Source organism: Brevibacillus borstelensis, assembly GCF_037834415.1.
Lineage (GTDB): Bacteria > Bacillota > Bacilli > Brevibacillales > Brevibacillaceae > Brevibacillus > Brevibacillus borstelensis_A.
Genome location: NZ_JAUMSJ010000005.1, coordinates 99915 through 114919 on the forward strand (window position 1 = coordinate 99915; position 15005 = coordinate 114919).

The following is a 15005-nucleotide window of genomic DNA, read 5'->3' on the forward strand; positions in this document are numbered from 1 at the left end:
CGGGCGTATGAAAAAGCTCTCAGGTTACAGAATCAAACAAACGTCATGCGTCTTTTGGAGCTACCGGCACGAACAAGAGCTGATTCAAACTCGTTCATGGTGTGTATCCGTAGTATCCGTAGTATCCGTATCCAATTCAGCCGTATCCGCTGGCAGGGGTGTGTCATGTTCGAGGCTTTTGCTCACTTGTCGCAGCACCTCGACGGCTGCCCGCAAGCATTCCAACGAATGTTCTCGTCCAATCCGGTTTGCCCACACCGCATGCTGTTCTTGCGTGTAATCAAGAGATTTTCGTCCAACTGAAGTCAATGTCATCAGCTTGGAACGACGGTGAAGAGGATTGTCGAGAAACTCGATAAGACCATCTTTTTCCATGGAATTGGCGGTTTGCTGCACGCTTTGACGGGTTAATCCCATTACTCGGGCGACTTGTGAAACGGTGATCGGACCATGCTCCACAACGCCAAGTATTTGCCAGCGGGCGCTGCTAAGTCCAACAGGCTGTGTCAGTCGATCCCCTGCCTCAAGCAAGCGTCCATTCAGGCGAAAAATTTCAAGTACAAGTTCAGTGAATATTTTTCCATTGGGATTTAATTTGTCCATGACAATATTATTCCATTTTGACAGGTTCTTGTCAATATTGCTCGAAGCAAAAGATGAAAGAAGACTGCCTCTGGAGCGTTGAGGCAGTCACCGCATTACTCGATTTCAAATTGCTCTTCCTGCGCAGCTGGTTGGGACGAAGGGTCGCTGTTTTCTACAGATTCACCAAAACGCAGCGGCTCCCTGATTTCCACGAAAGGAGCATCATTCGTCTCCCGGATTGGACTCATTTCACTCGGGACCCCGATACCACGCATGGTCTCCGGGTAATTTCTTTCTGGTGCCATAGACATCTACACCTCCCATGGATCATTATTTGGTCCTCCATGAGTAGGATGCCCAAAATGATCAATGAGAAACTTCTTCTATCACCTTATTGCTTCTCCGAAAGAAAAATCCGTTGTATTTTTTCAGGCTGTAGACTGCATTTGCCGCCGTACATGCAACGACGTGCGGGCTGATTTGCAATGGACGCGCAAATGGTGTACGAAGCATGAACTTTTGAAGCTGCTTCGCTGTTACCCCTTTTTTGGCCAAGGCTTCATCAAACTCCTTCTGAGCAGCCTGTTTGGCCTTGAACAGCATCATCTGAACGCGGCTGTAAACGTTGATCGCTCCATCTCCGGTCGTTTCGATCGGGAGGAAAATGGCGTCGGGATATTTTTCCGTGATCAACGATTGCACCCCGTCGGAAACGCCGGAAGAAGGCATGCAGCCAAACGGTTTGACGGAAATGGTCATGTTTACTTTCCGTTTTTTCACATTGAGAATCAGCTTGCCTACTTCCATATGTCCCTCGCCGCCGCGCAGATGATTGTTGTAATGGTCATGGGCGACACGGGCAACCTCGTCCATGTCAGGCAGGTGATAGCCATGAAGACCGATTGCCTTGGCATAGGTCTGGAACATGACGCGCAGAACACGGTCTGCAACCCAGAGCAAACGCAGGCGTTTGACAGGGTTCTTGCCTTCCAGCCCGTAACGCCCGGCGTCTTCTCCCCGGAGCTTCATACGCTTCAGAGTATCGTAGCGGCCTTCCCAAATCAGGTAGAGGACCCAGGCTGTCAGCGATTGCACATCCACTTCAGCTCCTTCCTTTTCCAGAAAACGCTGGAGCTGATAATTTCCGTCTCCTTCGGTGGTCATCGCCCAAAATTCACCGATGATGCTCACTTTCGGCTTGACACGCGTACGGTCTACTTGAATGCTCTCCAGTTCTTTTCGGCATTTGATCAACGCGGGAATCAGCCATTTCCGATCGCGCAATGCATCGTACAATATCTTTTTGCAGCGCTCCATAGCAGCATCAGTCGCACCTGCCTCCACTTCGTACGGGCGGATACGGTAAGCCAGCGCGTTCAGTATATCTCCCAAGAGAAACGCTTTGACGAAGCTGATAAAGAACGAGGAATCCAATTTCAGCGCGGACTCCCCGCCAGTTGCCTGTTTTAACCCGCTTTGCTGCTGGAACAAAAGCACGCGGAATCCGTCAAAACCGGCATCGCGGAGCGCTTTGCGGTATTCGGTGACATACGTGCCGAAGCGGCATGGCCCGCAGGAACCGCTCGTCACGAACAAATAATTGCGAACGATCTCCTCTTTGGTTTTGCCTTCTACATCACGCAAATGAGTAAGGTATTTGATCAGATTCCCCACTGTGAAATACGTCGGATTGCATTGGCCCCGGTTGCCGAACTCTTTGCCGAAGCGAAGCGACTCGTTATCTGGACAATCCATGTGCTGAACCGTGTAACCGAGTCCCCCCAAAGCTCCCTCCACCAGGTAGTCATGCGCCATGGTCAATCCGCCGAACAGGATGGTCGTGCTCGCCTTATCCTTTGCCAAAAATTGGCGGGGAACCGGATCAAACCACTGTGCTTTCTGTTCCGGCTGCAGCCCGAGTGCCAGAGCCTGCTCTTCCTGATAACGCAGCAATTCATTTTCAAAGGAGTCGCTCGCAACGGGTGTTTCTTTCGTCGTGGACATCGAATGTTCGCCTTCTTTCTGTAGAAGTTGTGTTTTTAATTGCCTGTTTGAGGAAGGTTGATCTCTTCACGGGAAGTGTCTGTTGATTGCAGACCGAGCAGTTCCAGCCGTTTTTGCTCCAACCGCTGCTGCAGTTCCGCTTTTTTCCGGGCCAAATCCTCCAGACGTTCTTCATGCAGGCTCAGGCTGTGGGCATACGTTTTCACGCGTATCTTGATCGATCCGCTCGGTTTGTTCGCATCGATGTCGTGCAGGGCGGAGTAAGGAGTTCCCGCCGCCGAGATGATCGAGTCAATCAAGCCATAGGTTGGCGCATCGTGTCCGCATTTGAAGCTGGACAGGTCCAATACGGCAACATTCGGATGACGCGCAGCAAATTTGGCCGCCCACACCTTTTGTACGCTGTTGGAACTAAAGTTTTCGGGCCATACATCGCTCACTTCCAACGCGTGCTGCACGCGGCCGCTTTCGAGATCGGACTTGAAAAAGCGACGCAGCCACTCTTCGTCTTTGGGAATAGAGCGCATCGAGAGAATGGGATAGCCCAGGACCTGGAACTCCTCCAATACAGAGTGATTGAGACCGGGATCGGAATGGTAGGGACGGCCGATCATCAAGATGGCAAGGCGGTTTTCCTGTTCCACCTGTTCCAGGATCATTTTTCCCCGCTCCTGCATCTCGGCGTCGAAAATATTCATTGCGCGCCAACCCTGTTCCACGGCAAAATCGTTTTCGTCCTCCGTTATTTCTAGATTGTCCCGTAATGCCTCAAACAACTGCTTCTTCATCATGTGCCGTTCCGTAAATGTAACGGCCGGATCGAGATAAGCAACCCCTTTTGTCTCAAAGAAGTTCACTTCTTTTGTAAAGGCGGCCTTGATCACGTTTGGCGCTCCCGCCACGATCGGACAGCTGGAAGAATCCATCACGTTTTGCAGATGTGTCGGGATATGGGTAATGCATGGGAAAAAGATGTAGTCAAGCGGCTTTTTCTCATGGTGCTTAAACAATAAATTGTGGATATGCGCCTGAGCCACCTTTGACGGATAACAGGGGTCGATCGAGCCGTACTTGCCTCCCTCCTGCCACATTTCCTCGCTCGTAAAATCGCTGAAAACAATGTTGCTTTTATCGATGCCGAGCGCTTCGAAATAGGTTCGCCAGAAAGGGGCCGTCGACCAGATATTAAGGACACGGGGAATCCCGACGCGAATCTGTCTTCGCCGCTCCGCGGTTTCCACCGGAGAGCGCTGGAAAGTGCGCTGGTATGTTGTTTTGCGTATCCCGCCCAGACCGAGCCATGTTCGCTTCAATTGAACATCTTCGACGATTGCATCCGTATCGGGGAGAGGCTCTGGATCGTAGAAGTGCTGGTACATCCGCTGCGCTTCGTATTCCACCAGATTCGGATAGTGTTTTTTCAGTTCTTGCCGTTTCCGGGTCAGTTGGATGACGGCTTCCTTGTCTTCCACCGTTCCCTTTTCGCAGCTGAATCCGGAAATATAGCGGGCTGTCTGTCCATCTGGCGTTTGCGAGTCGATGAAGGTTCGGCTACAGTGATTGGGACAGAAATTGCAGCGGGTGGATTCGTCGTTTCGGGAGATGTAGCGCAAGTTGATCGCCGCATCCAGACCCAAAAACGTGGAGTACCCCCGCCGCTTCACTACGCGCAAGGTTTCCATGGCCACGCCGATCGCTCCCGCCTCTCCCGGATGCGGGTTTACGTACACTTCCGCGTCGGGAACGCGCTGCTTGATATAATCGACCTGGGCCTTGACGGCCGCGAGATTGTATTGAGTACCGCCTTGGAGGACGAACTTGCGTCCCAACTCGGCCATCCGCGGTATTTGAACGACGTACTGCCAGACGTTTTTCGGCAACACGAGAGCGAGACCGGCCAACAATTCTTCTTTTGAATAGCCTTCCTTTTGAAAATTGACGCGGTCGGCATCCAGAAACACCGCGCATCCATACGAATACTTGGGCGAGAGGTCGGCTTTGAACGCCGTTTCCGCATACTCTTGAACCGGTATGCCGAACTGGTCTGCCATCGCTTGCAGCAGCATTCCGTTTCCTGCCGAGCATTGGTTGGACAATCGGAAGTTCCGGATGTCACCGTTTTTCAAAAAGAGGACTTTAATATCCTGACCGCCGATATCGCAGATCACATCGATATCGCCAAACTCATGAACAGCGCTCATCATATGGGCGACGGTTTCCACGATGTTGACGTCTGCTTTGAGCGTTTTTTCCAGAACATCTGCTGCGTATCCTGTGGCGCCGAAGCCGATGATCTCAAGCTCGGCGCCCTGCGACCTCACTATTTCGTCGATACGCTTCAGCATTTCTTTGGTGTCTTCCAGCGGATTGCCCTTGGACAGCTGATACTCCTTGAGCAAAATCGTGCCACCCTCATCGACGAGCACCGCTTTGGAGGAAGTGGAACCACCGTCCAATCCGATGACTGCTCGCACCTTTTGACCTGCTTCAATCGAAGCTGGCGTAAAGCGCGGAATGCTGTACAACCGGCGGAACTCTTCCAATTCGGCTTCGCTGCTTACCAGCGGCGGGCCCGCATTTTCGCCCAATTTTGCCTTGCGTCCATGCGCAATAAATTCCTTCAGCCTCTCCAGCCCGGTATATGTCCCGACGTCTGCCGGTTCGTGCATACCGTACATGACGGCTCCGAAAGCGGCATAGTACTGCGAATTGTCCGGTACGAAGATCAGCTCTTCGATCGGTATGTCCTTGGGATAATCGTAGCCTCGTTCGTCCCATGTGGCAGGAATCCGCTTTCGCCAGCACTCTTGCAGGAACGGCAGGTATGTATTGGGACCTCCGAGTAAGAGCACGCGGTGCCGCAGTGTATTGCCGCGGGTAAGAACAGACAGATTTTGCATCACGATGGCATCCGCGAGTGAACACATGATCTCCGAAGATGGAATGCCGCTTTTCACCAGATTGACAATGTCAGTTTCCGCAAAGACCCCGCACTTGGCGGCCACATGGTGCAATTTGCTGTCGTCAAAGTGCAGCTTGCCAACGTCCTCCATCGGCATGCCCACTTTAATCATGCACTTGTCAATGGTCGCACCGGTCCCGGATGCGCACTTGTCGTTCATCGAGGTAAGCGCCTGCTTGTCCCCTGTTTCCTCATTCGCTTTGAAAATAATGATTTTCGCATCTTGACCGCCCAGTTCGATGACACTGCCTACGTCGGGGTGGAGATGTTCCACCGCCATCGTGACGGCATTCACTTCCTGGACAAACTTGGCCCCAATATGCTCGACAATAGGGCCACCCCCCGATCCTGTCACAAATATGCGAATGTCTTTCCGGTCCACGTGGGAAAATTCATTCCCGATCGTGATCAAAAACTCAAGGACCTTCTCAGCTTGCTTTGTATGATGACGCTGGTAGTCTGACCATAGGATTTCTTTGTTTTTCGGGTTTACAACGGTCGCCTTGACCGTGGTTGACCCAACGTCAATCCCGATGATTAAGGAGTCCAAGTCTTCACTTTGTTGTTCCATGGCATTACACCTCGCTCCACTTTATACATTAGGTATCTTTGGAATAAAGATAGCAATATATACACAGTGAAAAAGGTAAATTTCAATTTTCGCTTGATTCTAGATCTCAGATGATTTGGGTCCGTAAAGAAATGGAGAAAAATGGTCTCTCCAAGGCAGAACGCTGATCCTTAAAATAGAAAAAATGACCCGCTTGGGTCATTTGTGCTTGAATGAACTATTTGAAAAGTGCAAGGAAAGAATGTATGGGAAAAACGAGGGGCATTTTACGCATCTTGAGATGAAGCTGGAGCCATAAAACATAACTGCAGTTCGTTTATCGTTTTTGATCAAGTTCTTTTTTGAACGCATCATTTTTTGCCGGCGATTGTATCGGGTCAACGACATCAGGCTTACGGCCATAAGCTTTGTTCGTGACCCAGATGGTGACCCAAATAATCAAGATGGACACAATCACCAGAACACCAAGAAAACCGGTTGACATAAGCGAGTTCCCCCTTGGTATTTTTCTTTCTCTTTCATTATAAATGCTTTTGGCACCTTGAAACATGCATGGTTCTGTCAAACTGGTGAACGATCAGTGAACCCTGACATGCAACGAACTGCTGGCAACAACCATGTTTGAAAGGTCCGACAACCAGAATCGTCAATCTATCGGTAGAAATTATACAACGTCGCTCAGCAGCGCAATTCTTGGGGGGATTGTTCTCTCTCGCGATAAAAAAGGGCCAACAATAAACACGATGTCCATCGTTAGCCCTTGGGGGAAAATCTTTGTCATGGCGAGTTACTGCGGTTACGTTTTGAGAGTAAAGGAACGCATCCTATAGACCCCGCGCATCCATTCCTTTCATCTTCCCGACCGTTTCCTCATCAAGCTTCTTGATCAGACTGACCAGCAGCTTGATGGCATTATCCAAATCATCGCGGTGCACAATGGACACATGACTGTGAATGTAGCGGGCTGGAACGCTGATCACCATGGACGGCACTCCATTGTGTGCCATATGTATTTTTCCGGCGTCTGTACCTCCACCGGGCATGATATCCGTCTGATAAGGAATCTTGTTTTCTTTGGCAGTGTCTATGACAAAGTCCCGAAGGTTTAAATGAGGAATCATGCTGCTGTCATAAAAACCGAGAAGCGGACCGGCTCCCAATCTGGAATGCCCTTCCTTGTGGCTCATTCCGGGCGTATCGCCGGCAACGCCGACATCCAGGGCAAACGCGATATCCGGAGAAACTTTGTGAGACAAGGTGACTGCGCCCCGCAGCCCTACCTCCTCCTGTACCGTAGCCCCGCAAAATACCGTATTGGGGTGCGTTTCTCGGCAAATTTGTTCCAATACCTGCAGAGTCACGAAGCAGCCGGCTCGATTATCCCAGGCTTTTGCCATGAGCATTTTTGGATTCGGCAAAACTTCGAACGGACAAATCGGAATAATCGGGTCGCCTACCTCGACTCCGAATTCTTCTGCTTCCTCCTTGCTCGACGCACCAATGTCGACAAAGATACTGCTGATTTCCAAGACGTTTTTTCTTTCTTCAATCGACAAAATATGTGGCGCTTTTGAGCCGATCACGCCTGTCAGATCGCCATTGCGCGAAAGCACCTTCACCCGCTGAGCCAGCATGACGTGCCCCCACCATCCTCCGAGAGGCTGCATGCGGAGAAACCCGTCTTTCGTGATATGCGTTACCATAAACGCCACTTCGTCCATATGTGCAGCCAGGAGGATTTTCGGACCTGAATCCCCGTGCTTCCCTACGATGCTTCCCAAATTGTCTGTAATCAATTCCTGGGTAAATTCAGATAGCTTGCGCTTCATCAAGCGATGTACCCTGACTTCGAAGCCAGGCGGTCCTGCCGTCTCAGTCAGGTCCCTCATGAGTTCAAGGTCCTTGTCCATGGATTCTCACCCCTTTGCAAAAAAATAGTCACGAATCCGTCCACTGGTCGGTACAAACCACCCAAGCCACGTACGGTTACAATCTGTCATCTTCCCACTGCTTTGCGTACTCTTCGCCCTTCTCGTCAGTGTCTTCTCTCAAAAAAAGCTCTTTGCCCGTATAGGTCTTGGCTTCGATCGTTTCGCCGGTTGCCGGAATGTGAATGGTTTGAATATCCTGCTTTATTTCCTCTGCCATTGCTCCACGCCTCTTTCCTGTAAAAATCGTCATTATAATGTGCTCCAACCGAAGCTGTTATATGCCAAGCGCGGGATTTTCACCAATCTGATGACCAAGTACATACCACTATCCGGCCCCACAGCTGATCACGGGTGCATAATTTCGTTCATTTTCACCCAATTTAAGCGTATCTGCGTAAGGAGGAATACCCATGGATAACAACAACGACGGATTGCACAACGACGGATTGCAAAACACCGCCAGCGATATTGCCGATAAAATGTATGAGCCATCTGATTACAAAAGCAATTCCTTCACCGAAAAAGGCTTGGCATTGACACATGAACAGGTTAGCGATGACTACATGGAAGGGACAAATGACGGAAAGATTGACGCTAATGCCGGTGAAGAGAGTGTTGACCTTCCTCGTACCGGTTACGAAAATATGTTCAGGGAAACATGAATGAAGGCATCCTCGTTCATGATAGATAGCGAGGAGGAAATCGCTTTCCCCTACACCGCTTAGTAAGGGAGTGAAATGATGAATAACAAGGAACATGTAGTCGAGAGGCTAAAGGCGGAGGGATTTTCCAAAAGCGCGGAAAAAGTAGCACACGAACCGGAAGAAAAAAACGCGGAGATGAAAAAGACGACATCTGGTACCTACAGCACCCAGGAAAACCGATAGAGTCCCTGATATTCGCCTCCCACTGATTTGCACCGGAGCGCTCGGTTTGAGCGCTCTTTTTTCAGTCGGTTCGAAGCTTGACTGCGTCAGCGCCCCTGCTTGCCGCCTGGGACGTTCTTTCTGCATGGTTGCCGGAAAAAAGCGGCGTTTCGGAATGTTTCAGAATAAATGCTGCAGTACGGGTCATAAACATATAAGGGCAATTTTATTGTGATAAAAGAGGGGAAATGTCATGCCTGTTCCAAATGGACTTTCTCTTGACCAGATGATCCACATCATTCACCATGGACTTGGCTATTCCGAAAATCCTCAGAGGGTAGTAATCGTTGGAGCAGGCATGGCAGGATTGGTCGCCGCTTCCTTAGTGAAGGAAGCGGGTCATGACGTACTCGTTTTGGAAGCATCTCAGCGAGTAGGAGGACGTATTTTTACGGTCCGATCTCCTTTTTCCGAAGGTCGCTACATGGAGGCAGGGGCGATGCGAATCCCACACTTCCACCCGCTTACTTTGGCCTATATACGAAAATACAGGCTTCCGATGAACAGGTTTGTGAATCAAACCCCTCAAGATGTGATCTATGTAAACGGCGTCAAGACACGTCGAAAAGTTTATGAAAGAAACCCGGACATTTTGCGCTTTCCTGTCACCCAAACGGAACGCGGAAAGACCGCAGAGGATTTGACGCGTCTCGTTATCCAGCCCGTTATCGATTACATCAGGCAAAATCCTGAAAAAAATTGGCCCCGTGTGATAAACGCGTTTGACAGGTATTCCATGGAGACATTTCTGCGCTACAATCCCCTCGGACCTTCCCTTTCTCCCGGTGCTGTAGATATGATCAAGGTCCTCCTTGCTTTCGAGGGCTTCCCCGAGCTAAGCTTCCTAGAACTGTTGCGCGACATCATCGTGTTTGATCCGAGGACAGCGTTTTATGAAATTACTGGCGGGAACGATCAGCTTCCCAATGCTTTTCTGAGCCAATTGCGCGAACATATTATCTTTTCAACGAAAATGACCGGCATTTCGCTTCGCGGCAATCGCCTCGTGTTGAGCACAATCGATACGAAAACGATGAAAAAGCTGGAGTTCTCCGCTGATCGTCTCATACTGACAATCCCCTTTTCGCTCATGAACTTCATCGAGGTGCAGCCCTACGACCTTTTTTCCTATTAAAAATGGAAGGCCATTCACCAGCTTCACTATGTGTCCTCCACCAAAATCGGGATCGAATTTTCGCATCGTTTCTGGGAAGAGGAAGGAATTTTTGGAGGACAAACCATTACAGACTTGCCGATCCGCTTTGCATACTACCCCAGTCACCATTCAAGGGACTCAAAGGGTGTTGTGCTTGCAAGCTACACGTGGGAGGATGACGCGTTGCCCTGGATCAGCATGAGCAAGGAAGAACAAGTGAAAGAAGCGCTGGGTGACCTGGCGGCAATTTACGGACAACGGATCAAGCGGGATTATGTAGCCGGATATGTTCAGAACTGGGCCATGGATCCTTATGCCGCAGGGGCTTTCTCCATGTTTAAACCAAATCAGGAAAAGGAGCTTTCCCCCTATATCGGAGCAGCAGAGGGGAAGATACACTTTGCCGGGGAACATACTTCTCATTATCGCAGTTGGATACAAGGAGCGATCGAATCAGGAATCCGCGCGGCCTACGAGGTCAGCCAAGCAGACTGAAGCATCGATAAGGCGGTCTGCTTGCACGACAAAACCAGGCCGTACAAGACCTGGTTGTCTTACTGCTTTTCGTATTTATCCGGTACCCGCTCCACCCGGGTGTTCAGGCGGCTGTACTTCACTGTTTTTTTGCGTTTTACTGGTTTGGAAAAGATCGGTTGCTCCCGCAGCATGCGTGCCGAGTACGCTTAGTTCTTCATTTCCGTTCTGTTTCTTGTCTGTTTTTTTCAATGAAATCCTCCTTTCCGGTGATAGATAACGCTCTTTATTCTTGATTTTGTTCTGCAAAGCGGAACGAATTCCGAAAGTGATCGTAAAACACATCCGTTCTGCTCTCACCTGTAAATGGAGAAACCAGTGTGTTCGATAAAAATCTCTGCACACTGGCTGGTACTGGCTTTATTCAAATCTGGCTCAACACATTGGTTACACCAGGAAACCGCCTTCACGGGCGATGTCTTGTCTGACTTGCTGCGGGTTGGTGCCGGCAAAACCTTGCTGGAACACCGCTTGCGCTCCGCCGAATGCTGCCGGGGAAGCTTGTTGCTGGGTGAAACCGCCGGTGAAGCCAGCTTGTCCGAATCCGCCTTCACGGGCGATGTCTTGTCTGACTTGCTGCGGGTTGGTGCCGGCAAAGCCAGGCTGGAACACCGCTTGCGCTCCGCCGAATGCTGCCGGGGAAGCTTGTTGCTGGGTGAAACCGCCAGAGAAGCCAGCTTGTTGACCAAATCCGCCTTCACGGGCGATGTCTTGCCTTACTTGCTGCGGGTTGGTTCCTGCAAAACCTTGCTGGAACACCGCTTGCGCTCCACCTGCATTGGAAAATGGTTGATTTGTAAACATGAGCTATTCCTCCTTTTTCTTGTTGTCCATGATTTAAACCATCGCTGGCTGCTGCTGGTAAGCGTTGATCATCGTGTTCATGGTATGGTCTGCCAGTTGCGGCGCTTGGTAGAACCCTTTGGCGTTCATATACTGCCATGTTTCATAAGCCATTTGCTGGCACAGATTGGCTCCGTTGACATGATATTGCCTGATTTGCGGGTCTACGCATTCGCTGGCCCAAAGCATGCCAATGGCAGAACCCGCTTTGTGCCAGTTGAGCATGATTGTCGAGATGGTCATATCGGAAAGACGGGTTGGATGCGGATTCGGCGCCATCATTTGTGGCTGATTCAGTCCGACAGTTGGTTGCCCTGCTGCCCGGATCTGAGTCATTGGGGGTGTTGCCGTGATGTTTACACCCTTCCCCATCAGCAGATTTATCCCTTGCTGATAGGCATTCATGATCAAGCGTTGATGGTTTTGAATCATGTTCTTCAGTTGCGGGTCTTGTGCCATCTCTGCAAATAAGCCATGCATTTCGATCCCAGCATGTTTGGAGCGAAGAGCTTCTTGTGTCTCCAAAAATTCATGTGCGGCAAACCGTTGCATATATGCACCTCCTCAATGTTTTTTGGTGTACATCGTACATCCCACCATAGACTGCCCGGAGAAATTTACCTTTATGTATCTGCATGTAAGGAAATTCCGCCATTTTCGCATGCTCTTTTGGTAAAAAGGTGATTTGCTGTTCTAGTGCAGCGTCGAAGGCTGCGTCTCTGCCAATTGCTCTGCCGCTTGAACGAATACAGGCTTGGTCTCTTCGAAAAAACGCTCTTGCTTCTCCGGAGCTACGTACCCCAGCTGGATTCCGGTTGCTTTTGCGATAAATGGGTCAAGCGTGCAAAGGTCGGCTTTCGTGATGTCGGATAAAGCAGTTTTTCCCGCTGAGACCGCTACCATTTCCATCTCTGTGACACATGCGTTCAAATACCGGAACAAGTTGGTTGCAGCCTGTTCGATATCCAGCTGATCCGTCATTTTTCCCGTGTAAACCAGCAAACTGGTAGGCGGTTCAAACGGAACGGACTTGACCATCTGTTCACTGACAAGCGCCATCAGAGCCGCTGTACCGATATACACAGCATCTGCCCCCAAGGCGATGGCTTTGAGCATGTGTCCGGGGGTTACAAGTCCGCCTGTTGCCAGTAAACTGACATCTTGGGTAACGCCTTTGCGGGCAAAAAATTCCGTTGCCCGTGTGATGGCGAAGAGAGTTGGCAAGCCCACATCATCCTGCAGCGTTGGAGCTCCTCCATGTGTTCCTCCCTCAGCGCCGTCCAAGGTGACGAAATCCACCCCGGCATCTATCGCGATCTGCAGTTCTTTTTCAAGGTGATGGGTGGCCGCGATTTTTAGGCCGACCGGTACGCCAGTCTCGTCCCGAAGCCGCCTGACCAGTTGGATAAACTCGTCCTTCGTGTTTACCCCGGGAAGACGCGAATGAATCAGCGCATCCTCTCCTTCGCGAAGTTCAAAAGCCTTCCGGTAATCCTCACCGATGTTTTTCGCCGCTGTCCGCTGATAAGTTGAGCCTTGCGCGCCTTGACCCAATTGAATCTCGATCGCGTCCAATCGCTTGTACTTGTCAGGCGAATTCATCCAGCCGCCGCGATTGTATTGGCCGATCAGCAATCGCGCAGCTTCCCGTTCTTCTTCAAGCAGTCCCGCCTCCCCCGTATTCGTGGCGGTTCCCGCAGCCGTTGCCGCTTTTGCCAAGGCGATTTTTGTACTTTTGCTAAGGGCCCCCCCAAATGACATGGCCGCAATCATAATGGGGATGGAGAGGGTTAACGGCTTGCGGGCGCGGTGCCCGATCGTGACGGAGGTGCGGATGCCCACGTTTTCAGGTGTGGGAAAACGAAACAAATGTACGGGATTAAACAAGATTTTCTCCCACGGGGAAAGGTGGAGATGACTGCCGAGCGGGCGGGAAACGGGCGTTCCCTGCGCAGCCCGCATGGCGATTTCCATAAGATTGATAGGACCAACCTTTTTGGTGGCCGGCACCATCTCAAACAGGTTTTCAATATATTGATCCCTGATCATTCTTGTTACCGCTTTATCAACCGATTCGTTAATAGCCGAACGGATGAAGTTCTCAATGAGTCTCAGCACGCTGCCCACTCTCCCCCGACTCACCACCGTCAATCGCGCTCATGATCCCTTCTATTTTTTGCGCCATTGCCAAACACATGTGCTTCATGGTTCCAAGCTGGCGGGCAGCATTCTGTTCCTCCACGGCGATATCGATTAACCCGCGGTCGTCGTAATTGGTCAGCTTTTTGTAATGGTCATGTTCAATAGTCGACAGCGATCCGGCCATCGTTTCGATTCGATTCAGCTCCGAGTTGATATAGGATAGTGCATTTTTCAAGTCCTGGTAATTTTGCAATGCTTGACACCTGCCCTTTCCATTTTGTTTATACAGTAACCAATGTTTGCAAGTTCTATTCTTTATGCCAGGTATAATGAAAAAAACGTCCCTTCTTCCATCCAGGGACGTTTTTTCAAAGACCGATTCATTGCAAGGAATATGGAGTTCATCCGACTGACTTGGCAGCCGGCTCTTTTGCCAGCACCACAGCCGAGGAGTTATTCAGCCAAATCGACGTTGTGGTACACTTGCTGAACATCTTCCAGATCTTCCAGAGCATCGACCAGTTTTTCAAACTGCGCTTGCGCATCTTCGGGAAGTGTTACTTCATTTTGCGCAAGCATGGTCAGTTCTGCAACAGTAAACTCGGTAACGCCGACATTTTTGAAGGCTTCCTGTACAGCGTGGAACTGATCAGGCTCAGCGTAAACGATAACCGACCCGTCTTCTTCCAAAATGTCCCGGACGTCCACATCCGCTTCCATCAGCAGCTCCAGAACTTCTTCCGCTGTTTTGCCTTCGACGCCGATAACGGCAGTTGCGTCGAACATGTAGGCTACCGAACCGCTCACTCCCATGTTGCCGCCGTTTTTGTTAAAGGCAGCACGTACTTCTGAAGCGGTACGGTTTACATTGTTCGTCAGGGCATCGACAATGATCATCGATCCATTTGGTCCAAAGCCTTCGTAACGAAGATCGTCGTAGTTTTCTTCGGAACCGCCTTTCGCTTTTTCGATGGCACGGTCGATAATCGCTTTCGGCACGCTGTACGTTTTTGCACGCTCAAGCACTACCTTCAAGGCCCGGTTGGATTCCGGATCAGGCTCGCCTTGCTTGGCGGCAACGTAAATTTCTTTGCCGAACTTGGCATATATCCGACTGGTATTTGCATCCTTTGACGCTTTCTTTTCCTTGATATTGTTCCACTTACGACCCATAATGTCCCACTCTCTTTCGACTGTTTCAAAATGAAAGCTGCTTTTCCTCAACATGAGGTTCCATTGCAACGAAATGGTTGCTGACAAAAAAATACTAAATGAAAGAGAACCCGTTCACAAGAGGAAATTATGCAACAACGCCGTCATTGATGTGTTTGGCCATCAAACCGGACAGCTG

Annotated in this window: 15 protein-coding genes and 1 pseudogene; 3 read left to right on the forward strand and 13 right to left on the reverse strand. The window is 50.3% G+C overall.

Annotated elements, in window-relative coordinates; genetic code table 11:
* Window positions 1–84: 84 nt before the first annotated feature.
* The 7 genes from Q3F21_RS07005 to Q3F21_RS07035 form a co-directional block, all read right to left on the reverse strand.
* A complete protein-coding gene (locus tag Q3F21_RS07005) occupies window positions 85–603 on the reverse strand; it encodes a MarR family winged helix-turn-helix transcriptional regulator (protein ID WP_340250784.1) in 519 nt (172 codons plus the stop codon).
* A gap of 95 nt (window positions 604–698) precedes the next feature.
* Complete coding sequence (locus Q3F21_RS07010) at window positions 699–890, reverse strand: hypothetical protein (protein WP_340250785.1); 192 nt, start codon at window positions 888–890, stop codon at window positions 699–701.
* Window positions 891–951: 61 nt separating this feature from the next.
* The gene (locus Q3F21_RS07015) at window positions 952–2589 is read right to left on the reverse strand and encodes a 2-hydroxyglutaryl-CoA dehydratase (protein WP_340250786.1); all 1638 of its coding nucleotides are present in this window, start codon (window positions 2587–2589) and stop codon (window positions 952–954) included.
* Window positions 2590–2624: 35 nt separating this feature from the next.
* Window positions 2625–6122 carry a BadF/BadG/BcrA/BcrD ATPase family protein gene (locus Q3F21_RS07020; RefSeq protein WP_340250787.1) on the reverse strand — a complete coding sequence of 1166 codons (3498 nt, stop codon included), beginning with the start codon at window positions 6120–6122 and terminating at the stop codon, window positions 2625–2627.
* A gap of 316 nt (window positions 6123–6438) precedes the next feature.
* On the reverse strand, window positions 6439–6606 hold the full coding sequence (locus Q3F21_RS07025) for a hypothetical protein (protein WP_340250788.1): 168 nt from the start codon (window positions 6604–6606) through the stop codon (window positions 6439–6441).
* A 340-nt stretch (window positions 6607–6946) separates the two neighbouring features.
* Complete coding sequence (locus Q3F21_RS07030; protein ID WP_340250789.1) at window positions 6947–8032, reverse strand: M42 family metallopeptidase; 1086 nt, start codon at window positions 8030–8032, stop codon at window positions 6947–6949.
* A gap of 76 nt (window positions 8033–8108) precedes the next feature.
* Entirely contained in the window at window positions 8109–8270 is a 162-nt protein-coding gene (locus Q3F21_RS07035) for a hypothetical protein (RefSeq protein WP_340250790.1), read from the reverse strand.
* A 193-nt stretch (window positions 8271–8463) separates the two neighbouring features.
* Between Q3F21_RS07035 and Q3F21_RS27410 the strand changes: the two genes are divergently transcribed.
* From Q3F21_RS27410 to Q3F21_RS07050, 3 genes and pseudogenes are all read left to right on the forward strand, one after another.
* Window positions 8464–8715, forward strand: a complete 252-nt coding sequence (locus Q3F21_RS27410) for a YozQ family protein (RefSeq protein WP_425341221.1) — start codon at window positions 8464–8466, stop codon at window positions 8713–8715.
* Between the two features lie 78 nt (window positions 8716–8793).
* On the forward strand, window positions 8794–8940 hold the full coding sequence (locus Q3F21_RS07045; RefSeq protein ID WP_340250791.1) for a hypothetical protein: 147 nt from the start codon (window positions 8794–8796) through the stop codon (window positions 8938–8940).
* A 232-nt stretch (window positions 8941–9172) separates the two neighbouring features.
* Window positions 9173–10630, forward strand: a pseudogene (locus tag Q3F21_RS07050) (flavin monoamine oxidase family protein).
* A 75-nt stretch (window positions 10631–10705) separates the two neighbouring features.
* Here Q3F21_RS07050 and Q3F21_RS07055 read toward each other — a convergent pair.
* From Q3F21_RS07055 to Q3F21_RS07080, 6 genes are all read right to left on the reverse strand, one after another.
* The gene (locus Q3F21_RS07055; protein WP_340250792.1) at window positions 10706–10861 is read right to left on the reverse strand and encodes a hypothetical protein; all 156 of its coding nucleotides are present in this window, start codon (window positions 10859–10861) and stop codon (window positions 10706–10708) included.
* A 195-nt stretch (window positions 10862–11056) separates the two neighbouring features.
* Window positions 11057–11473, reverse strand: a complete 417-nt coding sequence (locus Q3F21_RS07060; RefSeq protein ID WP_340250793.1) for a hypothetical protein — start codon at window positions 11471–11473, stop codon at window positions 11057–11059.
* A 33-nt stretch (window positions 11474–11506) separates the two neighbouring features.
* Entirely contained in the window at window positions 11507–12064 is a 558-nt protein-coding gene (locus Q3F21_RS07065; protein ID WP_340250794.1) for a spore coat protein, read from the reverse strand.
* Window positions 12065–12205: 141 nt separating this feature from the next.
* On the reverse strand, window positions 12206–13630 hold the full coding sequence (locus Q3F21_RS07070; RefSeq protein ID WP_340250795.1) for an FMN-binding glutamate synthase family protein: 1425 nt from the start codon (window positions 13628–13630) through the stop codon (window positions 12206–12208).
* On the reverse strand, window positions 13614–13907 hold the full coding sequence (locus tag Q3F21_RS07075) for a hypothetical protein (protein WP_340250796.1): 294 nt from the start codon (window positions 13905–13907) through the stop codon (window positions 13614–13616). The genes Q3F21_RS07070 and Q3F21_RS07075 overlap by 17 nt, the downstream gene beginning before the upstream one ends.
* A gap of 200 nt (window positions 13908–14107) precedes the next feature.
* Window positions 14108–14827, reverse strand: coding sequence for a YebC/PmpR family DNA-binding transcriptional regulator (locus Q3F21_RS07080; protein WP_340250797.1), 720 nt, complete (start codon window positions 14825–14827; stop codon window positions 14108–14110).
* Window positions 14828–15005: the final 178 nt, after the last annotated feature.